Consider the following 26,480-nt stretch of genomic DNA (forward strand, 5'->3'; position numbering starts at 1 on the left):
AATTACCGCTATCGCGAACAGGCTGAGGCTATGAAGGTGCGACCACAGTCAACAGGATGTCGTATGTACCGGCCTCTTCGCGAGCAAGAAGCTCGACCCCACAATTGGGACGGAGTACGACAAAAGAGACAGGTCGGCTATAAGGCCGCCTCGCGGTGGACGTTGATCTCGGCGCCCCATTAACCACGATGGCCGAACGTAGGTATTGCGCAGTGGGCACCTCGGCATGGATGCCGAGGTAGCCGCGCTGGGCCATGGATGGCCCTTCGCGGCGGCCCACGGAGCAATGCCTACGTTCGGGCATGCCGAGCCCTAGCGAGGCACCGAGTGGTGGGGCTAAAGCGTTTTGCTTACTTTTGCGCTTTTCAAAAGTGAGACGCCGTAAGGGCGGAACCCTAAGTGGCCGTTACCGCAGGAATGGATATGTACTCGGCCAACAAAATCCCCAAGCCAAAGCCGAACCTTACAACCGCCCCGCCGGCGCATAAGGCGCAGGATCAATCACCGCCTCCCGCCCCAACATCAGGTCCGTAAACAACCGACACGAAGCCGGCGCCAACACCAACCCATTGCGATAATGCCCACAGTTCAACCACAAACCGCCAACCCCCGGCACTTCGCCGATATAGGGAATACCCTCCGGCGACCCCGGCCGCAGCCCAGCCCAATGCCCAACCACCTCAGCCCCCGCCAGCGCCGGAATCAACTGCTGCGCCGAAGCCTTCAGGCTGTCCAGGGCAGCATCGGTCGGCGTCTTGTCGAAGCCCTCACGCTCCAGCGTACTGCCAACCAGGATATGCCCATCGCGACGGGGAATCGCATAACGCCCCTTGGCCAACACCATGCTCGACAGAAAATCCGACGCACACTTGTACAAAATCATCTGGCCCTTGACCGGCTCGACCGGCAACTTCAGCCCCAGCGTCTTGAGCAACTCACCGCTCCAGGCACCTGCAGCCAGCACCACCTGGTCGCCACGTATCGGGCCCGCCGAACTGTCCACCCCGATAACAGTCGCCCCCTCGCGAATGAACCCACTGACCTCACAGTGCTCATGAACCTCGACGTTGGGCAGCGCCAGCAAGGCCGCCTTGAGGGATTTCACCAAGCGAGGATTACGCACGTTGGCCACATCGGCCATGTAGATCGCCCGGGAAAAACCAGGACCCAGTACCGGCACGGCATCATGAACAGCGGAGATATCCACAGCTCGCAGCGGGCGCCCTTCCCGCTCAGCCCAGGCCAGCGCCTCATCCTGATCGTCCAGGTCCAGCCAATACAGACCGGTGACATGCACTTGCGGATCAATCCCGGTCGCCGCGAATAAACGCTCGCCCAGCTGTGGATAAAAATCCTGTGACCAATGGGCCAGCGCCGTGACTGCTGGGCTATAGCGCCAGGGATACAACGGCGACACGATACCGCCGCCGGCCCAGGACGACTCCTGGCCGAGACTGGAACGGTCCAGCAACACCACACGCTGCCCTTCGGACGCCAGATTGAACGCCGTCAGCAGGCCAATGACTCCGCCGCCGACAATCACCACTTGCTGTTGCCTGGTCATGTTCTGATTCGACTCATAAGACAGAGGGCGCAAGGCTGCGCCCGAAAAAAGAAACTCAGCGGCCCCAGCAATCCTTGGCGGTCATCCCGGCGGCGGTGTTTTCCACAGTTCGTGCGCCGGTATTGGTGATTCTGAAGTCACCGCATTTATCCGTGGCCATGGACGAGCCGCTCCTGCGCACAGCCGTCAGGATGAAGCTCTGATCCGTCAAAGTCTGGGTAATGGTATAGAAATCGTTGCCGCTGCTCAGGCCAGTCGCATCGGTGTAGCGGTTGTTCTTCGAGTAGTAGCGCTCGAGAATTTGCGCCTGCTCCGATAACAGCCCGGCAATTTCAGCCCGTCGGCCCTTCTTCATGTATTCGGTCAGGCTCGGATAGCCGACGGTGATCACGATACCGATGATCGCAATCACGATCATGATTTCGATCAAGGTGAAACCTCGGTTGGATCTGCGCATGCCTTGCCTCTTCATTGTATTTGTCGCCACATGATGCGGCGGCTGCCGCCCACGGATTTTTCCAGCAGTTCGGTGATGTTGCCGCTGGAGTCGTTGACGATCATGTTGGTGGCCCCGCTGGCGCTGACGACGGCGCTCAAGGTCGGGATTCCCCCCGTGAAGACCACCCCGCTGGAAATCGTGTCGGAGCTGTTGATCGTGCCATCGCCGTTGGTATCGAGCACCGCATAGTTGAGCATCTTACCGTTGAACGCATCCAATTCGATCAGTTTGCCGGTACCGAAGCTGGCACAAGGGTCGGTAGTGTCCACGGCGGCCGTGGTAAAGACCACGCGGCCGCTCACCAGATTGGCCGGGTTGATCACCCGCTCCCCGGTCAGCGCATTGTTGTACACCAACGGCAGGTACCAACCCTTTTTCGTCGGGTAAGCCACGTCGGTCTGGCTGGTCGTCACGAACTGCCCCGTGCTGCCCGAGAACACCCCCGTGATCGACTGGGCTTGCAGGTTCGACACGGTGATTTGCCCGGCACCGCCGGTGGCGTCCCATATCGAATAGAACCCTTGCAGGTCCTTGTTGAGTTTATCCGCCGTTTCGTTGAACTTGCCGGTGCCGAAAAACACCTGGGTACCGCCCTGCGGGTTGTCCGCCAGCAGCGGTTGAACGGTGATCGGCTGAGTCGCGCCACCGGAGGTGGTGAACAATGGCTGGCCGGCAAATGCCACACCCCAAGCAGTCGGGGAAGTGCCGCTGAGGTCGAACTTCCACAGCCGCCCTCTCAAGTCGCCCCCGTACGCGGCCTGCACCACGTTCTGGGAGTTGACCCGCAGCTTGACCGACGACAAGCCATTACCGGTCTCGCTGCTGTTGATGACGATTTTCCTGATCAACGAGCCGTCACGGATATCCACCACGTACAGCGCCGCGACACCGCTATTGCTGCCGTAGCCGTTGGAGATGAACGCCGCCCAGCGCCCATCCGCCAGGCGGGCGACTTCGGGGCGGGCGTAGGCGTAGCCCAGGTCATTGAAAGCGTTGGCGGTGTTGGCAACGGTTGGCGCACTGATTTCCCACAATGCCCGCAACACATTGCCCGCCGTCGCATCGAACAGCTGAACCGCATAGAACGTCTTGCCCCCAGCACCAGTGCCGCCCAGGGCCACCGTCTTCCAGACACTCCCCGATTGCGTATCGAATACGCCGACCTGCCCATCCACCAAAAACTTGTGGCTCACGCCATTGACGTAGTTGGTGTCGGCAATGTTCTGCAGCGATGGCAGCACGCTCGACGGCATATAGGCATATCGTCGCGTACCGTTCGCACTGTTGATGACGCTGAAAAAACCGTCGTTGGCGTTCACCACCAGGCTGGTATTCATGTTCGCCGCCTTGGTCGTCAGATACGTGCTGTAGCTGGTGTCGTTGAGCAAATCCGCGGCGGTCTGTTCATTGGGTGAGGCCAGCACCAACGGCGAGTTGATGATGTCCCCCAGCAACACATTGCGCACCTTCAAGCCGGTTTTATTGACGCCCTTGCTCCACTCCACCAGATCGTTGCCGGTGATTCCCGTAGGCAGGTTCTGGCTGAGGCTGCTTTGCTGGGCAGGTGAAAGGTTAGCGTAAGCCAGGGTCACAGGCGCATTGGTCGCGGTATTCCACGACTGATAAATCGGCGCCGTGGCGCCGGGCACGATGGCCGTGTCGGTGGTCCATTGCACCGCAGCCCTGTTGACCGTGCCTGCCGAGGTGAAGCCGAACGCGCGGATGGTGCCGCGCCAATCCTTGGGGTCATACGTGGTCTGGTAGTAACTGGAGGTGCTGGACAACGTGGCGGCATTGGTCGTGCCGGCGCCCCCGGATCCAGCCTTGGAGGTAATGTCGCTCAGGGCGGAGGCCAACGCTGAGTTGAGGCCTTCGCTGTCGGTCGCCGGATAATACTTACCCGCGCCGTAACGGGCGGCGTCGGACAGCATCGGATTGGTGACGGCAAAACCCACGGTGTAGGTATTGAGGTACTGCCGGGGAAAATCCGTGGCGTTCCAGCTCTGGCCGGTGGCGTCGGTGCCGGTGGAGCGCATGTCGATGTCGAAGGCGAACTTGGCGATGTCGTCCAGGTAAAGCGTGTCGCCCTCGCCGTTACCACTGAGATCGGCGCCATCGTTGTTGATACCATCCCAGTTCGGCAGCCGGGCCAAGCCCTGCGGGTCGTTGGTGGGGAACGTCCGGTCATAGGTGGGCAACCCGTCGGTGATCACCACGCCGAAATTTTTCTGGCAACGGTACTGGATCGGGCTGGTGTAGGTGGTCGGTGTGCTGTTGTAGTACGGCGCCATGCCCCTGAAGTAACGGGTGACTTCGTAGTAGCTTTCGGCCAACGGCGTATTCGCGACGGCGCCCAGGGCGTTGATGGCATTGATCAGGGCGCTGTAGTTGGTGTTGGCCTGGGTCTGGGTCACGCTGCCACTAACCGGTGACAGGTCGCTGATGGCGCGGGCGATGTAGCCACCCGGGCCAGAGTTACTGCTGTTGGGCGGGTTGAACGTGGCGAGGCCAATGCGCAAGGCGCGGTTGCTGGCGACCAGGTCGTTGGAGACATCCCGTGCCACGTTGATTCGATAATCGTTGGGAATCGTGCCGGTGGTGAAATCCCGGCTCGATCCGTTGGCCAGGGTTACCAGATACGCCAGGTACTTACCGGTATAACGGGTATTGCCGCCTCCCACAGGGTCTGGCAACCGAAGGCACACCCGGCCAACGCTGGGCCGATAAAAACCGTACCACCCAGACGAGCAGCCGCCACGCAACAGACCCACCAACAGGATGTTCGAATCCTCCAGGTCCAGCTCATACCTGTCGTTACAGTTGTTACTGGCGCTGCAGGCATAAGTGCGCGTCTGCGTCGCCGCCGGATCAAACCCCGCCGCCCAGATAATGTTGTTCATGCTCCCCGAATCATCGATCAGCAGCATCACGTTCGGCGTAACCGCAGCCGCACTCAACAGCGGCGAATCCGAGGGCGTGAACGCATAGGCCGGGGCCGCCAGGTAAAGGCTGAGCAACGCGCCCCACAGCGCCTGCCTCCAATTGCGGCGCACCTTAGTACTTCGCATAAATGCTCTCCACCACGCTGCGCTGGTTATTGCCCACCACCGCCACCGCCGTGATCCGGTACAACGTCGCCGAGGTATTGACCGGCACGTTGACCGCAGCAAGCGTAGTACCGATGTTCTGCACGCCATAAAACCCGCCGGCAGCGGCAACCCAGAGCACTCCCGACGACGAATTGCGCCCCGCCGCCGTGATGGTCGCCGACTCGGCCGGCGGCGCGCATTGAGTCGCGGTGGTACAGACCGCCAGTGAATAGGTCTCGACCTGCACCGCACTCTCACCCATCCTCAACGCAGCCTCGGCGATCTGGAAGGACTGGTTGCGTTGCATGACGCTGCTGGTCATCTTTTCCTGGAGCGTGGCGCTCTGCATCGACGACAGGCCGATCAGCGTCAGCAGCAACAGGAACACCAGGCTGACCAGCAGTGCCATGCCATGCTGGCGATGCTTGAGATCCATCGAACTCATCGATCGCCCCCTCATAGAAGCCGGTTGCGCAAGGCGGCAACTACATTGAAGGTCTGCTCGCGTACCGTGTTCCTTGGATCAAAGAGCGTCAGGCTCAGGCGCACGCTGCGGATCAGTGCCGGGTCTGCCGGGTTGCCGGTGTAGCTTGACGCGGCGATGTCCGTGGCGCTGGCAGCCACGCCAAACGTCACGTCGAATGCCCGAACGTTGTCTACCAGCACCGACAGGGTCGGCGGATTGGCGGTGCCGCTGCCCAACAGCAATTGGTTGTTGTTGAAGCTGTAGACCAGCCGACGGATCGGGAAGGCCAACTGCCCCGTCGCCGGCACCCGCGCGTTCGAGTAGGCCGTCGCCGAGGTACGGCAATCGGAGACGACGGTCCAGGTCGGCGCGCTACCGCCATTCCCAATGTCCGCGGTGACCAGGGTCAACCTCCGGTTGGCGTTATCCCAACGGATTGAAGTGGTCTGGCTGGCAGCGAAACTGTTATCCGTTGAGGCATCGATGATGGTCCCCACGCAACCGAACATGCCCACCATGCGAATTTCCTGGACCATTTTGCTCAAGGCAAACCGCGCATCCTCCTGAATCACCGCGGCGGCATTCTGGCTGACGTAGGTATTTTTGGCGGCAATGAAAATCTGCACGACGCCCAGCACGACGATCAGGCTGAGCACCAGCGCGATCATCAACTCAATCAGGCCGAATCCCCGGCAATGCCGGTTCATGGCGGCGTCCCCACCGGATCGACGGCGACCCGGCTGGTGAGTACAAAGCTGCGTCGCGCCTCGGCCGCGTCGGTGGTGTTGGCGGCCCGGGCGTCGTCCCAGGAAATGGTGATGGTGTAGACCCGCTGGTTCAGCGCAATGGTGCCCGTGGCTGTGGCGCCGCCGAAGGCAACGATGTTGGTCTTGAAATCGTAGAGGTCCTGGTCCCGGGCCACGTTGAGGTTCGGCGAGCTGGGCGGTGTGATGGTGTAGTCGGCGCCGGAGTTGGCGCGAATGCGGTCCAGCAGGTCGTAGGCAATGAAACTGGCCTGGCTGGTCATGCGCGAACTGTCGGTGTACTTGAGGGCATTGAGCTGGATCATCGCCGCCCCCAGCAAACCCACACCGAGGATCAGCACCGCCACCAGCACTTCGATCAGCGTCATGCCTGCCTGCGCCCTGTTACTGCAACCCTTCATCCGCAACTTCCACCCAATACGATTCGTCCATTGAGGCAAACATTCAGCGTCCGGCTCTGCGCCCCCCTTACATAATTGAAACTCACCGGTGTGGCCGGGGCCGACAACCCACCGAGGTTGTTGAAATCAATATTGCTCACCTCTGAGGTTAGCGTCAGAGTCGCGCCGCTGCTCATCGCTGGAACAACCCGCAATACAGTGGGCGACGAGCCAGTACTGTCGTACACCGTGAGTTCGCTGCTCCAGGCCGCGCCGTCGACCGTGGGGCGAATTCGAGTGGTGGTACCCCGATCGATCGCCTCCATCCGGGCAAAGTTCAGCGCCCGGCGCAAGTCATCAACCTCAGTGTCGGCCTTGGTGCTCTGCAGCGAGCCGGTGAATGACGGCACCGCCATGGTAATCAGGATCAGAAGCACGCCAAGGGCCACCAGCACCTCGATCAGCGTGAAACCTTTTGTACGAAGATCCATCGGTGCCCTCCGTTGCCGTCGGCTATACCTGCCTCTACACGCTAGAACAAACCACTGCCGTGTGCCCAATACTGCCCTGTGGTGAGGGGATTTATCCCCGCTGGGCTGCGCAGCAGCCCCAATGGAGCTGATTACGATCCCACCTGACACCCTGCGGAGGTTGGTCTGGGGCCGCTGCGCAGCCCAACGGGGATAAATCCCCTCGCCACAATGGGCTATAAAACCTGAATCCGCTTCATATTCTCCAGGGAGGAGATGTCATGCACCAACAGGGCTTCAGCCTCATCGAACTGCTCATGGGACTGGCGATTGCGGCAATTGTTCTGCCGTGGGCCAGCGCAAGCTATATAGCGCTGGTCGAAGCCACCGAGCGCAAAGACGCCGCGCAGTTGCTGGCCAGTGGTTTGCGCATTGCCCGCAGCGAAGCCATCACGCGCAGCCGGACCGTCGTGATCAGAGGGATAGACAACGATTGGGGCCGAGGTTGGCGCATCACCCTGGACGATAAGGAGAAGACCTTGCTGATGGAGCGCAGCGGTCGCGCGCGAGTGATAGGCAACCGGCCGGTGAAGCGTTCGGTGAGGTTCGGCAGCCAAGGGCAAGCGTTACTGCCCAGCGACGCATTCCAGGCCGGCACACTGCATGTCTGCGCCAAACGCGAGCCGGTCAGTCACCATCAGGTGGTGCTGGCGCGTAGCGGACGCATCAGCCTGCGCAGCGAGAAAGCCGAGCAGGCATTGTGCGGAAAAGGCTTAAAGCAGGGAGCGAACGCGTAGTTCCTTGGGCATGGAGAAAGTGATGTTCTCCTCGCGACCGGCCAACTCATCGGCCCCGGTAGCACCCCAGGCCTGCAATTGCTGGATCACACCGCGCACCAATACTTCCGGCGCGGAAGCGCCAGCGGTGATGCCGATGCGCTCGACCCCATCGAACCAACTGCGCTGCATGTCCTCGGCACCGTCGATCAGGTAGGCCGGGGTGTTCATGCGTTCGGCCAGTTCACGCAAGCGGTTGGAGTTGGAGCTGTTCGGGCTGCCGACCACCAGCACCACGTCGCACTCGTTCGCCAGTTGCTTGACGGCATCCTGACGGTTCTGAGTGGCGTAGCAGATGTCGTCCTTGCGCGGACCACCAATGGCCGGAAAGCGCGAGCGCAGGGCATCGATCACACGGCTGGTATCGTCCATGGACAAAGTGGTCTGGGTGACAAAAGCCAGGCTCTCAGGGTTGCGAACCTGCAGGGCCGCAACGTCCTCCTCGTCTTCGACCAGGTAGATCGCACCGCCGTTGCTGGCATCGTATTGGCCCATGGTGCCTTCGACTTCCGGATGGCCTTCATGACCGATCAGGATGCATTCACGACCATCACGGCTGTAGCGCGCCACTTCGATGTGCACCTTGGTCACCAATGGGCACGTCGCGTCAAAGACCTTCAGGCCACGGCCGGCGGCTTCGGTGCGTACTGCTTGGGAAACCCCGTGGGCGCTGAAGATCACGATGACGTCGTCGGGCACCTGGTCCAGTTCCTCGACGAAAATCGCCCCACGGCTGCGCAGGTCTTCGACGACGAATTTGTTGTGGACCACTTCGTGGCGCACGTAGATCGGCGGTCCGAAGACTTCCAGGGCGCGATTGACGATTTCGATCGCCCGGTCCACACCGGCGCAGAAGCCACGGGGGTTGGCGAGTTTGATTTGCATGCTGTGCCTCGTGTCTTGCGCGCAAGAAATTGAATCAGTGCAATCCAGTGTGGGAACGAGCTCGCTCCCACACTGGATCGGGTGGCAGCAGAAGCCGCCCGTCAAATGTTAAACCGCCTTGACCTCAAGGATTTCCACTTCGAAGTTCAAGGTCTTGCCGGCCAATGGATGGTTGAAATCCACGGTCACCTGGGCGTCATCGAACGCCTTCACCACGCCTGGCAGCTCGGTATTGGCCGCGTCGTTGAAGATCACCAGCAAGCCCTGGGACAGTTCCATGTCCTGGAACTGGGAGCGTGGCATGGTCTGCACGTTTTGCGGGTTGGGCTGACCAAAGGCGTTTTCTGGCGGTACGACCACGGTGCGCTTGTCGCCGGCCTTGAAGCCGAAGATCGCTGCTTCGAAGCCTGGCAGCAGGTTGCCATCACCGACCTTGAACACCGCCGGCGCCTTGTCGAAGGTGCTGTCGACGGTGTCACCGTTTTCCAGGTACAGGGCGAAGTGAAGCTTCACTTCAGTGTTTTGAGCGATACGCTGCTCAGTCATGGACGGCTTCTCCGGTTTTCTTGCTCTTGAACATGTCCAGGGCGAGCATCACCGCGCCCACGCTGATGGCACTGTCGGCAAAGTTGAACGCCGGGAAATACCAGCGGTTCTGCCAATGCACCAGGATGAAATCGATCACATGGCCCAGAGCAATCCGGTCGTAAAGATTGCCCAGTGCGCCACCGAGCACCAACGCCAGTGCCACGGCCAGCCAGGTCTCGTCGCGGCCCAGGCGTTTGAGCCAGACCACGAGCACAGCGCTGACCACGACAGCGATCAGGGCGAACAGCCAGCGCTGCCAGCCCGAGCTGTCGGCCAGGAAGCTGAACGCTGCGCCAGTGTTGTAGGCCAGGGTCCAGCTGAAGTAGTCAGGGATGACCACGATCTGCTGGTACAGGGTCAACGAGCTTTCGAAGTAGAACTTGCTGGCCTGGTCGATGACCAGTACCAGCACGCTCAACCACAGCCAGCCCAGCCGTCCGAAACGGCCCGCCGTGTTAGGCATAATGACGAACCTCACCGCTGCCGCTGATGTTGTCGACACAACGACCGCAGATCTCTGGATGCTCCGGGTTCACGCCGACGTCTTCGCGGCAGTGCCAGCAACGGGCGCACTTGGTGTGGTTCGACTTGACGATCTTGAGCTTCAAACCGCTGACCTCAGTGGTCACCGCATCGGCCGGCGCCTGCACGAAAGGCGCGACGCTAGCGGTAGAGGTGATCAGCACGAAGCGCAGTTCGTTGCCCAGTTTGGCCAGGTCGACGTCCAGGGCCTCTTCGGCGTAGAGGGTCACCTCGGCTTGCAGGTTGCCACCGACGGCCTTGGCCGCGCGCTGGATTTCCATTTCCTTGTTGACCGCTGCCTTGACCGCCATGATCCGGTCCCAATAGGCACGGTCCAGCTCGAAGCCCTGGGGCAACTCGGTGAGGCCTTCATACCAGGTGTTGAGCATCACCGATTCGTTACGCTCGCCCGGCAGGTATTGCCACAGCTCGTCGGCGGTGAATGCCAGGATCGGTGCGATCCAGCGCACCAGCGCCTCGCTGATGTGGAACAGCGCGGTCTGGCACGAACGACGGGCCTTGCTGTTGGCGCCGGTGGTGTACTGGCGGTCCTTGATGATGTCGAGGTAGAAACCACCGAGCTCCTGCACGCAGAAGTTGTGGATCTTGGAGTAGACGTTCCAGAAGCGGTATTCGCCGTAATGCTCCTGCAATTCGCGTTGCAGCAACAGGGTACGGTCCACGGCCCAACGGTCCAGCGCGAGCATTTCTTCGGCCGGCAGCAGGTCGGTGGCCGGGTTGAAACCGGTCAGGTTGGAAAGCAGGAAGCGCGCGGTGTTACGGATCCGCCGGTAGGCGTCCGCGCTGCGCTGCAGGATCTGCTCGGACACGGCCATCTCGCCGGAATAGTCGGTGGACGCCACCCACAGGCGCATGATGTCGGCACCCAGGGTGTCGTTGACCTTCTGGGGCGCGATCACGTTGCCCAGGGACTTGGACATCTTGCGACCGGACTCGTCGACGGTGAAGCCGTGGGTCAGCAGTTCGCGATACGGCGCGTGGTTGTCGATGGCGCAACCGGTCAGCAACGAGGAGTGGAACCAGCCACGGTGCTGGTCCGAACCTTCCAGGTACAGGTCGGCACGCGGGCCGGTCTCGTGGCCCATCGGGTGCGAACCGCGCAGCACGTGCCAATGGGTGGTGCCGGAGTCGAACCAGACGTCCAGGGTGTCGCTGATCTTGTCGTACAGCGGCGCTTCGTCACCCAGCAGCTCGGCGGCATCCATCTTGAACCAGGCTTCGATGCCTTCGACTTCGACGCGCTTGGCCACGGCTTCCATCAGTTCAACGGTGCGCGGGTGCAGCTCACCGCTTTCCTTGTTCAGGAAGAACGGGATCGGCACGCCCCAGTTGCGTTGGCGGGAGATGCACCAGTCTGGACGATTGGCGATCATCGAGTGCAGGCGCGCCTGGCCCCAGGCGGGCACGAACTGGGTCTCTTCGATGGCCTTGAGCGAACGCTGGCGCAGGGTGTCGCCAGTGGTGGGCTGCTTGTCCATGCCGATGAACCACTGCGCGGTGGCGCGGTAGATCAGCGGGGTCTTGTGGCGCCAGCAGTGCATGTAGCTGTGTTCGATGACGGTGGTGTGCAGCAGCGCGCCGACTTCGGTCAGTTTGTCGACGATGGCCGGGTTGGCTTTCCAGATGAACTGGCCGCCAAAGAACTCCAGCAACGGCACGTACACGCCATTGCTCTGCACCGGATTGAGGATGTCGTCGTTGACCATGCCGTATTTCTTGCAGGTCACGAAGTCGTCGACGCCATAGGCCGGTGCGGAGTGGACCACGCCAGTGCCAGCGCCCAGTTCCACGTAGTCGGCCAGGTACACCGGCGACAGGCGGTCATAGAACGGGTGACGGAAATTGATCAGTTCCAGTGCCGAACCCGGGGCGGTGGCGACCACCGAGCCTTCGAGGTTGTAGCGGGCCAGGCAGGATTCGACCAGTTCTTCGGCCAGCACCAGCAGCTTGTCGCCGACATCGACCAGGGCGTAGTTGAATTCCGGGTGGACGTTCAGCGCCTGGTTGGCCGGGATGGTCCACGGGGTGGTGGTCCAGATCACGATCGCGGCCGGCTTGGCCAGCTTGCCCAGGCCGAACGCGGCGGCGAGCTTGTCTTCATCGGCGATCGGGAACGCGACGTCGATGGTCGAGGACTTCTTGTTCTCGTACTCGACTTCCGCCTCGGCCAGGGCCGAACCGCAATCGAAGCACCAGTTCACTGGCTTGAGGCCCTTGAACACGAAGCCGCCCTCGACGATTTTCGCCAGGGCACGGATTTCGCCGGCTTCGTTCTTGAAATCCATGGTCTTGTACGGGTTGGCGAAGTCGCCCAGCACGCCGAGGCGGATGAATTCGGACTTCTGCCCTTCGATCTGCTCGGTGGCGTAGGCACGGCACAGCTCGCGGGTCTTGTCCGCGCCCAGGTTCTTGCCGTGGGTCACTTCCACCTTGTGCTCGATCGGCAGGCCGTGGCAATCCCAGCCCGGGACATAAGGCGCATCAAAACCCGACAGGGTCTTGGAGCGGATGATCATGTCCTTGAGAATCTTGTTCAGCGCGTGACCGATGTGAATGGTGCCGTTGGCGTACGGAGGACCGTCGTGCAGGACGAACTTCGGACGATCCTTGCCAATTTCGCGCAACTTTCCGTACAGGCCAATGCTGTCCCAACGCTGCAGAATCTGTGGTTCGCGCTGAGGCAGGCCGGCCTTCATTGGGAAGGCGGTGTCCGGAAGGTTTAGCGTGGCTTTATAGTCGGTCATTTAAGGCTCTTCATTAGCGATTGGCGCTGGTTGCGACAAGGGCACGGGCGGCGGCGATATCTGCATGGATCGCCGTCTTGAGCGCCTCCAGAGAGGCAAAACGCTGCTCTTCACGCAGCTTTTGGTGGAAAACCACCGTCAAACGCCGGTCATACAGATCGCCGGCAAAATCCAGAACATGTACTTCGAGGTGGGCCTTGCCATCCCCTTGGACCGTGGGCCGTACGCCGATATTGGCGACACCGGGCCAGGTCTTGCCGTCGATCTGGACGCTCACCAGGAACACCCCGGTCAGCGGCACACGACGACGCTTGAGTTGCACGTTGGCCGTCGGCGTGCCCAATTGGCGCGCCAGCTTCTGCCCGTGCAGGATCCGTCCGGCAATCCGGTACGGCCGTCCGAGCAAGCGCTCGGCCAATTCGAAGTCGGCAGCCGCCAGGGCATTGCGAACCTGGGTGCTGCTGACGCGCAGGCCATCGATCTCGACCGTCTGCGCCGCTTCGACGGTGAAGCCTTGGACGATACCGGCCTGTTGCAGGTAGTCGAAATCCCCCGAGCGGTCACAGCCGAACCGGAAATCATCGCCGACTTCCAGATGCTTTACGCCCAGACCGTCCACCAGGATCGTGTCGACGAACTCGGCGGCGCTGAGCTTGCTCAGGCGCTGGTTGAAGGCCAGGCACAGGACCCGGTCGACGCCTTCGGCGGCCAGCAATTGCAGTTTATCCCGCAACCGGGCCAGACGGGCCGGGGCGGTGTCCGGGGCGAAAAACTCCCTGGGCTGCGGCTCGAAGATCACCACGCAGCTCGGCATACCCAATTCCAGCGCACGCTCGCGCAGCCGCGCCAGGATAGCCTGGTGGCCACGGTGAACACCGTCAAAGTTGCCAATAGTGGCGACACAGCCCCGATGTTGGGGGCGCAGGTTGTGGAGGCCTCGAACCAGCTGCATAACGCGCTTCTTGCTCATAAAGTGGCCGATTATAACCACACCCGGCGGCCGACGACAGGCAACACCGCACCCCAAAGTGATCGAACCGACAAAACCACTGCCCGCCCCGGGATTATCGAGGGCTGGCCCTCAGCTCAAGGCCTTGCGGTTGAAGTCCCGCAGACGGAACCCCATCAGCAGCAACATGCCGAAATACGCCACCACGCCAGCAACCACCAGCGCTCCCAGGCGCAGGAAACGCGCGAGCATCTGCCCTTCGCCCCAAGCCGGCATGAAATGCATCGCCCCCAGCAAAACCGCCGACATCACCGCCACGGCCACCAGCAGCTTGAGGCCGAACTTGCCCCAGCCCGGCTGCGGCTGATACATCTTTTGCTTGCGCAGTTGATAAAACAGCAACCCGGCGTTGAGGCACGCGCCAGCGCTGATCGCCAGGGCCAGGCCGGCGTGAGCCAACGGGCCGATGAGCAACAGGTTGAACAATTGGGTCATCACCAGCGTGAAAATGGCGATTTTCACTGGCGTGCGAATGTTCTGCTGGGCATAGAACCCCGGCGCCAGCACCTTGATCACGATAATCCCGAGCAGGCCCACTGAGTAAGCAATCAGCGCACGCTGGGTCATCAAGGCGTCGAAGGCATTGAACTGGCCGTACTGGAACAGCGAAACGGTCAACGGCTCGGCCAGGATCCCCAGGGCCAGGGAACAAGGCAGGACCAGCACGAAACACAAGCGCAAGCCCCAGTCGAGGATGCGCGAATATTCCTGGCGGTCCTGACTGGCGTAGGTCTTGGCCAGGGTCGGCAACAGGATCGTACCCAGGGCCACACCCAGCACGCCGGACGGCAGCTCCATCAAGCGGTCGGCGTAATACATCCACGACACCGAGCCGGCCACCAGGAACGAGGCAAAGATGGTATTGATGATCAGGGAAATCTGGCTCACCGACACCCCGAGGATCGCCGGCAACATCTGCTTCATCACCCGCCACACGCCGCTGTCGCGCAGGTTCAGCCGTGGCAGGACCAACATGCCGATCTTTTTCAGGTGCGGCAGTTGATAGAGCAATTGCGCCAGGCCACCCACCAGCACTGCCCAGCCGAGGGCCATCACCGGTGGATCGAAGTACGGCGTCAGGAACACCGCGAACACGATCATGCTGACGTTGAGCAGGGTCGGCACAAAGGCCGGCACGGAAAAACGGTTCCAGGTATTGAGGATCGCCCCGGCCAGGGACGACAGGGAAATCAGCAATATATAAGGAAAGGTCACCCGCAGCAGGTCGGAGGTGAGCTGGAATTTTTCTGGCGTATCAGTGAAGCCCGGGGCCGTGGCCCAGATTACCCATGGCGCGGCGAGCATGCCGGCCGCCGTGACCAGCGCCAGCACCAACGTCAGCAGGCCGGTGACGTAGGCAATGAATGTGCGGGTCGCTTCGTCGCCCTTCTGGCTTTTATATTCCGCCAGGATCGGCACGAAGGCCTGGGAGAACGCCCCTTCGGCGAAGATCCGCCGCAGCAGGTTGGGCAACTTGAAGGCGATGAAGAAGGCGTCGGTGGCCATTCCGGCACCGAATATCCGTGCGATCAGTGTGTCGCGAACGAACCCCAGGACACGGGAAAGCATCGTGATAGAGCTGACGGCAGCCAACGATTTGAGCAGATTCATGAAAAGAGTATTTGCCTGTCGATAAACAGCAGGCGAACAACGCGCCCACTTGTGCGATACTCCGCGCCGCTAAACAGTGCAGAGCCAAAGCCCGCGAGTTTACAGGTCGCACGCCGGAAAGAAATCCTTCGGTGCGTTGCACCTGCCATTCAGCGGAACGCGTCACCCGCCCTTGACAAGACCTCAACTCATCGGCATGATTCGCGGCCTATTTTGTTTGCTATTTCCTAAAAAGTCTTTCGAGGAGCTCGACGGTGGCCAACACACCTTCCGCCAAAAAACGTGCAAAACAGGCTGAGAAGCGTCGCAGCCACAACGCCAGCCTGCGTTCCATGGTCCGTACCTACATCAAGAACGTAGTTAAGGCCATCGACGCAAAAGACGCTGAAAAAGCTCAAGCTGCTTACGTTCTGGCTGTGCCAGTTATCGACCGCATGGCCGATAAAGGCATCATCCACAAGAACAAGGCTGCTCGCCATAAGAGCCGCTTGAATGGCCACGTAAAGGCCCTGAACGTTGCCGCTGCTGCCTAAGCGACGCGCTCGTTAAAAAACCGACCTCAGGGTCGGTTTTTTATTGCCCGCAATTTACCCCCCTTGCGGGAGCAGTGAATCAGCCTGCCTTGATACTGAATGCACCACCACATCGCGAGCAGGCTCGCGATGGCGTCAGTGAAAACAGACACCTCCACTAAAGCCCTGCACTATTCCCCAAAACTGAAAACCACCGGCTTGGGCGGAGGACAACCACCAGGCGGCGGGAAATTCTGCACACCCGCCTCGTCGTATCCAGTGTAACAACCCACTATCTTGTCATCCTTGAAGTTCATGCGGCGCTCAACCACACCCGTCGGGTAGTAGTAGACCGTCTCACCTTCGCGCCTGGCGTACGAGTAGTCCTTGTATTCGCGCCCCTCGACCGTTATCAGGCGAAAGCCCTGCTTGGCTTCAGAGTACTTCAACTGGCTATCGGGGTAGTACTCGTTGTGAGTCACGCGATCATCAGGCCCCAGCAGCACCTCCCGGACCTTGCGCCCCTCCCGGGTGTGGCGGGCACTTTGCTCATTACCGAACAGGTAATCACTCTCCGAGTCGAAATGCCCGTTATTGAAAGCCCCGCGCTGCTTGCCGCAAAGCTTGATACGGGTGTATTTCCCATCAGGCACGTGGCAATAGTTCCTGTCCGCTATCAACACCCCAGTCGCATCAAATGACTGCACGTTACCAATGGGCTCATCCCCCTCGTACGTTGCCACCGTATCGGGCTGACCATTGGGGTGATAGAGACGCAAGGCGCCCTCTCGCGAACCATGGCGCCACGAGATATCCGAAAGCAGCACGGCACCGTCATCGGTGTAGGTCAGCGCCCGCCCCTCGATCTGGCCGTTGGCATAGCTGGCCGAATAGGTGAGCTTGCCATTGGCCGCGTAGGTTTCTCTCAATCCATCCAGGACACCCGCGCGGTAATGCTCGACGAGCCGCAACACACCTGCGGCATCCACTTCGCGCAATTCGCCGTGCTTCTTGTCGGCAACAAAATCCACAACCTGGACACCACCGCCGTCCATTCTCAAGGTCCAACGGCCTTCCCGGACGCCCTGCGCATAACGCCCCTCACCCCAGGGCATTATCCAGTCTCCGTGCTGCTGCCCTGCCACGAAATCGCCGCGCTGGACAACCTCAGCATGACGCACGCGCTCGGAAGGCCCGTCGAGATCACCATGTTTGTAAGTATCGAAGCCGGACATCTGCTCCTCATCGTCACGCGCCTCGATCGTCCAGCGCCCCTCATAGAAATCGTCGACGATCATGCCCTTGGAAACCGCACCCCCATCACTGACGACCCACGGCCCCTGGCGCAGTCCATCCACATAGGCGCCGGTGGACGCGTAGCCCGACTCGTCGAACTCCGCCCACTGGCCCGACCTCTTGCCCTGGATATAAGCACCCAGCGCCCAGAGCCGCCCATTACCCAAGACTGCCCAGGCCCCATCCTCGGAGCCCTGGTACACCGCCGGATCGGTTTCCCAGGCCATCCTGCTGACACGATAGGCAGAGCCCACATCCTCGTCCTGAGGCGGCACGCGCGCATAAGTCAGCGTGAGCCAGCGTCCTTCGCGCTGCTGGAAAGTCTTTTTGTAGGTGTCGCGATGAGGGTCCTCTGGCGGTTGCCCCACTGACGCCGGGACACCGTCGACGCCGAAGTACCCCACCAGCGTGCCACCCGCAGGCTCCAGCGTGTCGAACTCGGCGATACCGGTCTTGGGCAACACGGCGCTGTAATCGTAGGGCGGCAACTTGCCCAGCTCCTTCTGGACCAGCGCAGCAGTGAGGACCTTGCGATCAGCGGCGATACGATCCAATACCGGCTGCAATGTCTCGAGCCGGCGATACCCGCCGGTGGACGGCACGAACCGATAACCCTGAAGAGCGTACCGCCCCTTTGCCCGTGACAGCACGACCAACGTCTGGAGATCACTGTCGAGGCTGGCGTAGAACACCGACTCGACACTCGCATCGCCATACCTGTCGAGCACTTGCGGGACGCCATCCGGCGAATCACACAGGCATGAGTAGCCTACGACACCCTCGGCTTCGCGGATAAATGCCAGCGTCGCCCCACTCTCCTGGGAAGTTTTTATCAGCGGATGGGCCAGGTTTTTTTCGCTATAAAACGGCTCGGCCAAAGCCCCGACGGACACCGAACAACCCAATACAAACAGCAGCAAAAACGCACGCATACGAATCCCTTCGCGCCAAAAGCACAACACATCCATGGAGATAAAAAAGCGAGCCGATCAGCTCGCCCGTCATTCGCTACTTAACGCCAAGGCAAGATCGGAATAGCCGTCACCGCGTTCTGCGGGCTGCCCTCGATCACGCGATCGCTGTAGACCAGGTACACCAGCGTATTGCGTTTCTTGTCGAGGAATCGCACCACTTGCATGGTCTTGAACACCAGCGAAGTGCGCTCACGGAACACCTCTTCGCCGTCCTTGAGCTCACCCTTGAAGCTGATAGGCCCGACCTGGCGGCAGGCGATGGACGCCTCGGCGCGATCCTCCGCCAGGCCCAGGCCACCCTTCACGCCGCCGGTCTTGGCCCGCGACAGGTAACAGGTCACGCCATCCACCTTGGGATCGTCGAACGCCTCGACCACGATCCGATCGTTCGGCCCGACAAACTTGAACACCGTCGACACTTGGCCAATTTCTTCGGCCGAAGCCAGCAGCGGCACAGCCAGCAGCAAACCGATCAAGCCTTTTGCCAAACCCATGATTTTTCCTTAGACGAGGATCAGGTTGTCACGGTGAACCAACTCGGGCTCCGCCATGTAACCCAACAGACCGACAATCGCATCAGACGACTGACCGATGATTTTCTGTGCTTCCAGGGCGCTGTAGTTGGCCAGGCCACGGGCGATCTCGCGACCATCCGGAGCCACGCACACGACCATTTCACCCCGACGGAAACTGCCTTGTACCAACTTCACACCCACCGGCAGCAGGCTTTTGTTGCCTTGGGACAGGGCCGTCACGGCGCCAGCGTCCAGCACCAGCGTGCCACGGGTTTGCAGGTGCCCGGCCAACCATTGCTTGCGCGCTGCCAGCATACCGCGCTCAGGGGACAGCAGAGTGCCGATGCGCTCGCCCGCTTTCAGGCGATCCAGCACCCGCTCCAACCGACCACCGACGATGATGGTATGGGCCCCGGACCGCGCCGCCAGACGCGCAGCGCGCAGTTTGGTCTGCATGCCACCACGACCCAGCGCACCACCCGTGCCACCCGCCACCGCGTCCAGCGCCGGATCGTCGGCACGGGCTTCGTAGATCAGCTTGGCGTCGGGATTGTTGCGCGGATCGGCATCGAACATGCCGTCGCGATCCGTGAGGATCACCAACAGATCCGCCTCCACCAGGTTCGCCACCAGCGCGGCCAGGGTGTCGTTATCGCCGAAACGGATCTCGTCGGTGACCACCGTGTCGTTCTCGTTGATCACCGGGATGACTTTCAGCTCCACCAGCGCGCGCAAGGTGCTGCGGGCATTGAGGTAGCGCTTGCGGTCGGACAAGTCATCGTGGGTCAGCAGGATCTGCGCCGTATGGCGACCGTGCTCGGCGAAGCTTGATTCCCAAGCCTGCACCAGGCCCATCTGGCCGATGGCGGCGGCAGCCTGCAGCTCATGCATCGCGCTGGGTCGCGACGTCCAGCCCAGGCGGCTCATACCGGCGGCTACAGCCCCGGAAGAGACCAATACCAGCTCGACGCCAGCCTCATGCAAGGCCACCATCTGCTCGACCCACACCGCCATTGCCTGGCGATCCAGGCCCTTGCCATCCGCCGTCAGCAGTGCGCTGCCGATCTTCACGACCCAGCGCTGCGCACCCGTCACCTTGCTCCGCATCATCTTCAACCTTTGCCAGCGAACGGCGCGACCCAGCGCCGCCCATGGGATTATTCGTATTTGCGTTTTACAGATACCAAAACGCCGCTCGAATGAGCGGCGCCTTGGAAACCGGCTGGCTGCGATGATAACACCGCGCCGAAACACTTGAACCTGTGGGAGCGAGCTTGCTCGCGATTGCATGGGGCCAGCAATTATTGATACCGGCTGTCACACCGCTATCGCAAGCAAGCTAGCCCCCACAGGCCTTGACTTCAACTGAGCAGCATCAGTCGCGAACGTAGATGATTTCCGGACCGTCTTCGTCATCCACATCTTCTTCGTCCCAATCGTCGTCACCAATGTCATGGACCGACTTGACACCACTGCGACGCAGGGCACGCTGGTCGTCCAGCGCCTGCAACTGGGCACGGGCCTCGTCTTCGATGCGCTGGTCGAGCTCGGCGAGCTCTTCCTTGTACGCCGGGTCATTGGCCAGGCGGTCGGCGCGATCTTCCAGATAACGCATGATGTCGTGACACAGGCGCTCGGTGCCCTCTTTGGCGATGGCCGAGATCACGTAGACCGGACCTTCCCACTCCAGACGATCGACGATTTCCTTGACCCGCTCCTCATGCTCTTCTTCAAGGATCTGGTCGCACTTGTTCAACACTAGCCAACGGTCGCGCTCGGCCAGGGCCGGGCTGAACTTGGTCAGCTCGTTGACGATGACTTCAGCAGCATCGGCAGCATCGGTTTCATCCAGCGGCGCCATGTCCACGAGGTGCAACAACAGACGGGTACGGGACAAGTGCTTGAGAAAACGAATCCCCAGGCCCGCGCCCTCGGAAGCCCCTTCGATCAACCCTGGAATGTCGGCGATTACAAAACTCTTCCAGCGGTCGACGCTGACCACGCCCAGGTTCGGCACCAGGGTGGTGAACGGGTAATCGGCCACTTTCGGCTTGGCCGCCGACACCGAGCGAATGAAGGTACTTTTACCGGCGTTCGGCAAACCCAGCAGACCCACATCGGCCAACACTTTCATTTCCAGCTTCAGGTCACGCTGCTCGCCTGGCTTGCCTGGCGTGGTCTGGCGCGGCGCACGGTTGGTACTGGATTTGAAACGGGTGTTGCCCAGGCCGTGCCAGCCGCCATGGGCGACCAGCAGACGCTGGCCAGCCTTGGTCAGGTCGCCAATCACTTCCTGGGTGGCCGAATCGATCACCGTGGTGCCGACTGGCACGCGCAGGATCAGGTCTTCGCCCTTCTTGCCGGTGCAGTCAGTGCTGCCGCCGTTGGAGCCACGCTCGGCATCGAAGTGCCGGGTGTAACGGTAGTCCACCAGGGTGTTGAGGTTTTCGTCGGCGAGCATGTAGATCGAGCCACCATCGCCCCCATCACCGCCGTTAGGGCCACCATTTTCAATGAACTTTTCCCGACGGAAACTCATGCAACCATTGCCGCCGTCGCCGGCCTTTACTCGAATCGATACTTCATCAACAAACTTCATGACACACGCCTCTCGCCATACGGACGAGCCAAAAAAACAAGACATAAGACTCTTGCAAAAATGAGCGCAGCGACCTGATGACACGCCCCAACCGCAGCGCCGACAGCCCATACAAACAGTTTTGCAAGAGACTCACCCCACAAACGAAAAAGCCCCGTCGCAAGACAGGGCTTTTCCAGCGGTCTCGCAATTAAGCTGCGATAACGCTTACGTAACGACGACCGAAGGCGCCTTTTACTTCGAACTTGATCACGCCTTCGACTTTAGCGAAGAGGGTGTGATCCTTACCCATGCCCACGCCGTAGCCAGCGTGGAATTGGGTGCCGCGCTGACGCACGATGATGTTGCCTGCTTTGATAGCCTGGCCGCCATACATCTTCACGCCAAGGCGTTTGGCTTCTGAGTCGCGACCGTTACGGGTACTACCACCAGCTTTTTTGTGTGCCATGAGTTCAATTCTCCTAGTGAGGAATTAGGCTGAAATTAAGCCTGAATACCGGTGATTTTGATCTCGGTGTACCACTGGCGGTGGCCCATACGCTTCATGTGGTGCTTACGGCGACGGAACTTGATGATGCGGACTTTATCGTGACGACCTTGGGAGATCACTTCAGCCACAACGGTAGCGCCAGCAACGACTGGAGCGCCGATATTCACGTCATCGCCATTGGCGACCAACAGAACGCGATCAAAAGTCACGGATTCGCCGGTAGCGATTTCCAGTTTTTCGATCTTCAGGTATTCACCTGGGGCGACCTTGTATTGCTTGCCACCAGTAACAATTACTGCGTACGACATGGTATTTCTCCGATAATCCTGCTCACCCAGCGCTTTATAAGAAGAGGTATTGGCTGGCATGGCTGCATGGGCTGGAAGGCCCGGATGCAATTGCGTAAGGCAGGTGCTGCCCAGGAAGTTCAGGGTGCGCGATTGTACGCAAGCCGCGAGAGCCTTGCAAGTAGCCGTCTATCGCGCCTTGACACCTGCGGACGTGGGTCCTAGCATGCCGCGCAACCCTTCTGGAGCACCTGTCGCTGATGCAACCCCAAGCTTTCTACCGCGCGGTGGCGGACGATTTTAGCGCCGTCGACGGCATCATCAAGAAGCAGCTGACTTCCCGCGTGCCTCTGGTATCGAAAATCGGCGACTACATCACTTCGGCCGGCGGTAAACGCCTGCGTCCTTTATTGGTGCTGCTGTGCGGCAAGGCCCTGGGTCGCGAAGGCGATGACATGCGCCTGCTGGCCGCCACCATCGAATTCCTGCACACCGCGACCCTGCTCCACGACGACGTGGTCGACATGTCCGGCATGCGCCGTGGCCGTTCGACCGCCAACGCCATGTGGGGTAACGCCCCCAGCGTATTGGTGGGCGACTTCCTCTATTCGCGCTCATTCGAAATGATGGTCGAGCTGGGCTCGATGCCGGTGATGAAGATCCTGTCCCAGGCTACGCGCATCATCGCCGAGGGCGAAGTGCTGCAGCTGTCCAAGGTACGCGATGCCAGCACCACCGAAGAAACCTACATGGAAGTCATCCGCGGCAAGACCGCGATGCTCTTCGAAGCCTCGACCCACAGCGCCGCCGCCCTGGCCGGTGCCAGCGCCGAGCAGAGCGAAGCGCTGCGCACCTTCGGCGACCACTTGGGCGTGGCCTTCCAACTGGTGGACGACCTGCTCGACTACAAGGGCGATGCCGAGACCCTGGGCAAGAACGTCGGCGACGACCTGGCCGAAGGCAAGCCGACCCTGCCGCTGATCTACACCATGCGCGAGGGCACGCCTGAACAGGCAGCACTGGTTCGCCAGGCGATCCAGAAAGGCGGGATCGAAGACCTGGAAAGCATCCGTGTCGCGGTCGAAGCATCCGGTTCGCTGGAGTACACCGCGAAACTGGCCCGGGACTACGTTGCCCGCGCGATCAAATGCCTCGACGCCCTGCCGGCCAGCGAATACCGCGATGCGCTGGTGGAACTGAGCGAGTTTGCGGTGGCCCGTACCCACTGATACAAGGTTTTCCTGTGGCGAGGGAGCTTGCTCCCGCTGGGCTGCGCAGCAGCCCCTTCAAAAGTATCCACGGTCGCTACGCAACCGAGCGGGAGCAAGCTCCCTCGCCACAGGACCGCGAACTCCCATTCCAGCCACAAAACCCTATATAATGTGCGCCCTTTTGCCCTCCTGATACCCAAGGAACCTTAGTGAGCACGTTGCCTCCCTGCCCGAAATGCAATTCCGAATACACCTACGAAGACGGTACTCAACTGGTCTGCCCGGAGTGTGCCCACGAATGGTCCGCCAGCGGCGAAGCTGAAACAGCGTCCGACGATACCGTGAAGAAAGATTCGGTCGGCAACGTCCTGCAGGACGGCGACACCATCACCGTGATCAAGGACCTCAAGGTCAAGGGCACGTCGCTGGTGGTCAAGGTCGGCACCAAGGTCAAGAACATCCGCCTGTGCGAGGGTGACCACGACATCGACTGCAAGATCGACGGCATCGGCCCGATGAAACTCAAGTCCGAGTTCGTAAGAAAAGTCTGATACTGCTGTATTCCATCCCATACCCCGCGTGTGGGATGGAGCCTCGCCCTCTCCGCTTCGCCCCCATTTCTCGGACGTTAGCCAACTGCCAGGCGTTCTGAGCTGCCATAACCCACCGTCAGAAAAACAATCGCAACGCCAATAGAGCCTTGCTATTTAGCGAATAAGAATTATTCTCATCGAAACCCATCAAGGAGATGAGAACCATGACTTATTTGATCGATGCCTGGCTGGACCGCCCACATCCCTATCTCAGGATCCTGCATCGGGAAACCGGGGAAGTCTGTGCGGTGCTTGAAGAAGAAGCCTTGAACGAGCTGCAGGACCAGGGGGACCTGGACCTCAACAGCCTCAATTCCAGTGAGCCGTTGGTGCTCAAGGAACTGGTGCGCAATCTGTTCCTGTTCTGCTACGCCCGGGCATTGCGCCCGACAGGTGATTTCAGTGGCAGGTTCCACGGATGAACGCAGAGGTCATGTGGGAGCGGGCTTGCTCGCGAAAGCGGTGGGTCAGTCAACGATAATGTCGACTGACAGTCCGCATTCGCGAGCAAGCCCGCTCCCACCTATTTGCCCGGCGTTAAACCAGGCAGGGTCTTACAGTACGTCCAACAACTCGACGTCAAACACCAGCACGCTGTGCGGTGGAATGCTGCCAACGCCTTGAGCGCCGTAAGCCAGTTCGCTCGGCACGTACAGGCGCCATTTGCTGCCGGCGTTCATCAGTTGCAGGGCTTCGGTCCAGCCTGGGATCACGCCGCCAACCGGGAATTCGGCTGGCTGGCCACGATCGTAGGAGCTGTCGAACACAGTGCCGTCGATCAGGGTGCCGTGGTAATGGGTACGCACCTGGTCTTCACGGGTCGGCTTGGCGCCTTCACCTTGGGTCAGCACTTCGAATTGCAGGCCGGAAGCCAGGGTGGTGATGCCTTCACGCTTGGCGTTTTCGGCCAGGAACGCACGGCCTTCGCCAGCGGCAGCTTCAGCCTTGGCAGCGGCTTCGGCTTGCATGATTTCACGAATGACCTTGAAGCTGGCGGACATCTCGTCCTGGCCCACGCGGCTTGGCTTGCCGGCGAACGCGTCGGTCAGGCCGGCCAGGATGGCGTCCAGGCTCACGCCCGGTGGCGGGTTGTCGCGCAGTTGGTCGCCCAACTGACGGCCAATGCCGTAGCTGACGCGGGTTTCGTCGGTGGACAGGTTAACTTCGGACATGATGCTGCTCCGCTGTGCGGACGGCTCGAGAGTTGCCGTGCGTGACACAGCGCCTCCCGGAGCGCCCGGAACCAAAAGGGCGAGCAGACTAGCACAGATGCCACCGCGGGTGACGAGCCCCCTACGTCAAAGCAAGCCGCCCGAAACGACAACGCCCGCCTGCAATTCTACAGGCGGGCGTTGTGTCAGCGTGGTGAACCGACCTCAGTGCTTGGTCAGTTTGTCCAGGTAGCCCATGGCGAATGCCGAGACCACGAAAGTCATGTGAATGATCACGTACCACATCAGATGCTCGGGATCGACGTTCTTGGCGTCCATGAAAATGCGCAGCAGGTGGATGGAGGAAATGGCCACGATCGAGGCCGCGACTTTCATCTTCAGCGATGAAGAGTCCATGGTGCCCAGCCAGTTGAGCTTTTCCTTGTCGTCGCCGATGTCCAACTGCGAGACGAAGTTCTCGTAGCCGGAAATCATCACCATCACCAGTAGCCCGCCCACCAGCGCCATGTCGATCAACGACAGCAGCACCAGGATCAGGTCCGACTCGGCCATGGAAAACACGTTGGGGATGACGTGAAAGACTTCCTGGAAGAACTTCAGCGCCAGGGCCAGCAAGCCCAGGGACAACCCGAAGTAGATCGGCGCCAGCAGCCAACGGGAGGCGTACATTGCGTTTTCGATAAAGCGTTCCATTGAATCTCACACCAGGGCTGAAAAATCGCGGCGAGTATATCAGCCACGACCGGCCCCACAAACGCCGGGACCGTCCCAGGTCCCTGCTCTTGTGTCAAAATTTTACTGCCGATGCCCGTGCGGTGATGGCCTTCAATGCAGCGGACGAAACTCGAAGCCGCCGACGTTGCGACAACGGCCTCCATTGATTTCACGCAGTTGGGCTTGCATGTGCAGGGACCATATCTGCGGGTCATCGGCCAGCTCGTAGCCGTGCAGCGTCAGGCTTTGCACAATGGTATCGAGGATGGATTCGGCGGCAGTCGGGCCGGGAAATGGCCCTTGGGCCTTGATGGCAGAAGGTTGTTCACCGGCCATTCCGGCGGCGAAGAGCAAGGTCCACATACCGGTATCTCCCGCCAGGGGGCGGATGGCGCATTCGATACGGGTGACAAGGCCCAGGCATTGACGAGTGAGGCAAAGGTTGCGCGACATGGCGGCGCCCCTCGGTAGATCCGGTATTCAGCCCCGGGAGGAGGCTGTTTCGATCCGATGATGACTCTCGTTATCCTTGAGCTGAGGATAGAAGAAAAGTTCCGGTCGCAAGGACTTTCGAGACCAGAATACGCCGAGCGGTCACAGTGTGAATATTGACGCCAAAGTGGTGGCGTTTTTTTAGAAATAACCCACAAAACAGTGTGGGAGCGAGCT

27 protein-coding genes are annotated in these 26,480 nt (G+C 60.6%); 5 read left to right on the forward strand and 22 right to left on the reverse strand.

From position 1 onward, the window contains the following. Positions 1-463: 463 nt before the first annotated feature. The 7 genes from thiO to BM300_RS26220 are packed head-to-tail and all read right to left on the reverse strand — an operon-like array spanning position 464 to position 7,253. Positions 464-1,564, reverse strand: coding sequence for a glycine oxidase ThiO (thiO, locus tag BM300_RS26190; RefSeq protein ID WP_092464409.1), 1,101 nt, complete (start codon positions 1,562-1,564; stop codon positions 464-466). Between the two features lie 55 nt (positions 1,565-1,619). After that, the gene (locus tag BM300_RS26195) at positions 1,620-2,021 is read right to left on the reverse strand and encodes a type IV pilin protein (protein WP_092150593.1); all 402 of its coding nucleotides are present in this window, start codon (positions 2,019-2,021) and stop codon (positions 1,620-1,622) included. Positions 2,022-2,032: 11 nt separating this feature from the next. After that, positions 2,033-5,131 (reverse strand): pilus assembly protein, encoded by a 3,099-nt coding sequence (locus tag BM300_RS26200; RefSeq protein ID WP_092225287.1) that lies wholly within the window; start codon positions 5,129-5,131, stop codon positions 2,033-2,035. After that, positions 5,118-5,588 (reverse strand): pilus assembly PilX family protein, encoded by a 471-nt coding sequence (locus tag BM300_RS26205; protein ID WP_371856188.1) that lies wholly within the window; start codon positions 5,586-5,588, stop codon positions 5,118-5,120. The genes BM300_RS26200 and BM300_RS26205 overlap by 14 nt, the downstream gene beginning before the upstream one ends. Positions 5,589-5,608: 20 nt before the next feature. Beyond that, a complete protein-coding gene (locus BM300_RS26210; RefSeq protein ID WP_092348410.1) occupies positions 5,609-6,325 on the reverse strand; it encodes a PilW family protein in 717 nt (238 codons plus the stop codon). Then, positions 6,322-6,783, reverse strand: a complete 462-nt coding sequence (gene pilV, locus BM300_RS26215; protein ID WP_072346127.1) for a type IV pilus modification protein PilV — start codon at positions 6,781-6,783, stop codon at positions 6,322-6,324. Before pilV ends, BM300_RS26210 begins: the two co-directional genes overlap by 4 nt. Continuing rightward, complete coding sequence (locus tag BM300_RS26220; protein ID WP_092348406.1) at positions 6,780-7,253, reverse strand: GspH/FimT family pseudopilin; 474 nt, start codon at positions 7,251-7,253, stop codon at positions 6,780-6,782. Before BM300_RS26220 ends, pilV begins: the two co-directional genes overlap by 4 nt. Positions 7,254-7,513: 260 nt before the next feature. Here BM300_RS26220 and BM300_RS26225 point away from each other — a divergent pair, with 260 nt between their 5' ends. Next, a complete protein-coding gene (locus BM300_RS26225) occupies positions 7,514-8,029 on the forward strand; it encodes a GspH/FimT family pseudopilin (RefSeq protein WP_092348404.1) in 516 nt (171 codons plus the stop codon). On the opposite strand, the gene ispH is transcribed toward BM300_RS26225, so the two are convergent. The 6 genes from ispH to murJ form a co-directional block, all read right to left on the reverse strand. Further along, the gene (gene ispH, locus BM300_RS26230; RefSeq protein WP_063324307.1) at positions 8,006-8,953 is read right to left on the reverse strand and encodes a 4-hydroxy-3-methylbut-2-enyl diphosphate reductase; all 948 of its coding nucleotides are present in this window, start codon (positions 8,951-8,953) and stop codon (positions 8,006-8,008) included. The genes BM300_RS26225 and ispH overlap by 24 nt on opposite strands. A gap of 108 nt (positions 8,954-9,061) precedes the next feature. After that, a complete protein-coding gene (fkpB, locus tag BM300_RS26235) occupies positions 9,062-9,499 on the reverse strand; it encodes an FKBP-type peptidyl-prolyl cis-trans isomerase (RefSeq protein ID WP_063324306.1) in 438 nt (145 codons plus the stop codon). Next, positions 9,492-10,004 carry a signal peptidase II gene (gene lspA / locus BM300_RS26240; protein ID WP_063324305.1) on the reverse strand — a complete coding sequence of 171 codons (513 nt, stop codon included), beginning with the start codon at positions 10,002-10,004 and terminating at the stop codon, positions 9,492-9,494. Before lspA ends, fkpB begins: the two co-directional genes overlap by 8 nt. Then, positions 9,997-12,828 (reverse strand): isoleucine--tRNA ligase, encoded by a 2,832-nt coding sequence (gene ileS, locus BM300_RS26245; RefSeq protein WP_092348400.1) that lies wholly within the window; start codon positions 12,826-12,828, stop codon positions 9,997-9,999. Before ileS ends, lspA begins: the two co-directional genes overlap by 8 nt. A gap of 13 nt (positions 12,829-12,841) precedes the next feature. Further along, positions 12,842-13,780 carry a bifunctional riboflavin kinase/FAD synthetase gene (gene ribF / locus BM300_RS26250; protein ID WP_063324303.1) on the reverse strand — a complete coding sequence of 313 codons (939 nt, stop codon included), beginning with the start codon at positions 13,778-13,780 and terminating at the stop codon, positions 12,842-12,844. Between the two features lie 129 nt (positions 13,781-13,909). Then, the gene (gene murJ / locus BM300_RS26255; RefSeq protein ID WP_092150614.1) at positions 13,910-15,448 is read right to left on the reverse strand and encodes a murein biosynthesis integral membrane protein MurJ; all 1,539 of its coding nucleotides are present in this window, start codon (positions 15,446-15,448) and stop codon (positions 13,910-13,912) included. Positions 15,449-15,702: 254 nt separating this feature from the next. On the opposite strand from murJ, the gene rpsT reads away from it, so the two are divergent. Beyond that, positions 15,703-15,981, forward strand: coding sequence for a 30S ribosomal protein S20 (gene rpsT, locus BM300_RS26260; RefSeq protein ID WP_003185593.1), 279 nt, complete (start codon positions 15,703-15,705; stop codon positions 15,979-15,981). Between the two features lie 170 nt (positions 15,982-16,151). Here the strand turns inward: rpsT and BM300_RS26265 are convergent, their stop codons facing one another. From BM300_RS26265 to rplU, 6 genes are all read right to left on the reverse strand, one after another. Beyond that, a complete protein-coding gene (locus BM300_RS26265; RefSeq protein ID WP_092464411.1) occupies positions 16,152-18,188 on the reverse strand; it encodes a toxin-antitoxin system YwqK family antitoxin in 2,037 nt (678 codons plus the stop codon). An 80-nt stretch (positions 18,189-18,268) separates the two neighbouring features. After that, positions 18,269-18,724: a CreA family protein gene (locus tag BM300_RS26270; protein WP_003205733.1), complete on the reverse strand. Its 456-nt coding sequence runs from the start codon at positions 18,722-18,724 to the stop codon at positions 18,269-18,271. Positions 18,725-18,733: 9 nt separating this feature from the next. After that, entirely contained in the window at positions 18,734-19,852 is a 1,119-nt protein-coding gene (proB, locus tag BM300_RS26275) for a glutamate 5-kinase (RefSeq protein ID WP_018600988.1), read from the reverse strand. A gap of 268 nt (positions 19,853-20,120) precedes the next feature. Then, a complete protein-coding gene (gene cgtA / locus BM300_RS26280; RefSeq protein WP_060740551.1) occupies positions 20,121-21,344 on the reverse strand; it encodes an Obg family GTPase CgtA in 1,224 nt (407 codons plus the stop codon). Positions 21,345-21,534: 190 nt separating this feature from the next. Then, positions 21,535-21,792 carry a 50S ribosomal protein L27 gene (rpmA, locus tag BM300_RS26285; RefSeq protein ID WP_003205738.1) on the reverse strand — a complete coding sequence of 86 codons (258 nt, stop codon included), beginning with the start codon at positions 21,790-21,792 and terminating at the stop codon, positions 21,535-21,537. 35 nt (positions 21,793-21,827) lie between these two features. Further along, positions 21,828-22,142 (reverse strand): 50S ribosomal protein L21, encoded by a 315-nt coding sequence (rplU, locus tag BM300_RS26290; RefSeq protein WP_003176051.1) that lies wholly within the window; start codon positions 22,140-22,142, stop codon positions 21,828-21,830. A 239-nt stretch (positions 22,143-22,381) separates the two neighbouring features. On the opposite strand from rplU, the gene BM300_RS26295 reads away from it, so the two are divergent. From BM300_RS26295 to BM300_RS26305, 3 genes are all read left to right on the forward strand, one after another. Continuing rightward, positions 22,382-23,350, forward strand: a complete 969-nt coding sequence (locus BM300_RS26295; RefSeq protein WP_072346139.1) for a polyprenyl synthetase family protein — start codon at positions 22,382-22,384, stop codon at positions 23,348-23,350. Between the two features lie 191 nt (positions 23,351-23,541). Next, the gene (locus BM300_RS26300; protein WP_072346141.1) at positions 23,542-23,883 is read left to right on the forward strand and encodes a zinc ribbon domain-containing protein YjdM; all 342 of its coding nucleotides are present in this window, start codon (positions 23,542-23,544) and stop codon (positions 23,881-23,883) included. A 206-nt stretch (positions 23,884-24,089) separates the two neighbouring features. Continuing rightward, positions 24,090-24,347 carry a PA4570 family protein gene (locus BM300_RS26305; RefSeq protein WP_003205743.1) on the forward strand — a complete coding sequence of 86 codons (258 nt, stop codon included), beginning with the start codon at positions 24,090-24,092 and terminating at the stop codon, positions 24,345-24,347. 132 nt (positions 24,348-24,479) lie between these two features. Here BM300_RS26305 and BM300_RS26310 read toward each other — a convergent pair whose 3' ends face one another. From BM300_RS26310 to BM300_RS26320, 3 genes are all read right to left on the reverse strand, one after another. Further along, positions 24,480-25,097, reverse strand: a complete 618-nt coding sequence (locus BM300_RS26310) for a BamJ family beta-barrel-assembly machinery protein (protein WP_003205746.1) — start codon at positions 25,095-25,097, stop codon at positions 24,480-24,482. 204 nt (positions 25,098-25,301) lie between these two features. Then, complete coding sequence (locus BM300_RS26315) at positions 25,302-25,790, reverse strand: TIGR00645 family protein (protein ID WP_003205748.1); 489 nt, start codon at positions 25,788-25,790, stop codon at positions 25,302-25,304. A 132-nt stretch (positions 25,791-25,922) separates the two neighbouring features. Next, the gene (locus tag BM300_RS26320; RefSeq protein WP_013694243.1) at positions 25,923-26,264 is read right to left on the reverse strand and encodes a PA4575 family protein; all 342 of its coding nucleotides are present in this window, start codon (positions 26,262-26,264) and stop codon (positions 25,923-25,925) included. Positions 26,265-26,480 lie beyond the last annotated feature (216 nt).

Origin of the sequence: Pseudomonas sp. NFACC46-3 (assembly GCF_900114515.1) — a bacterium.
GTDB classification, from domain to species: domain Bacteria; phylum Pseudomonadota; class Gammaproteobacteria; order Pseudomonadales; family Pseudomonadaceae; genus Aquipseudomonas; species Aquipseudomonas fluorescens_Q.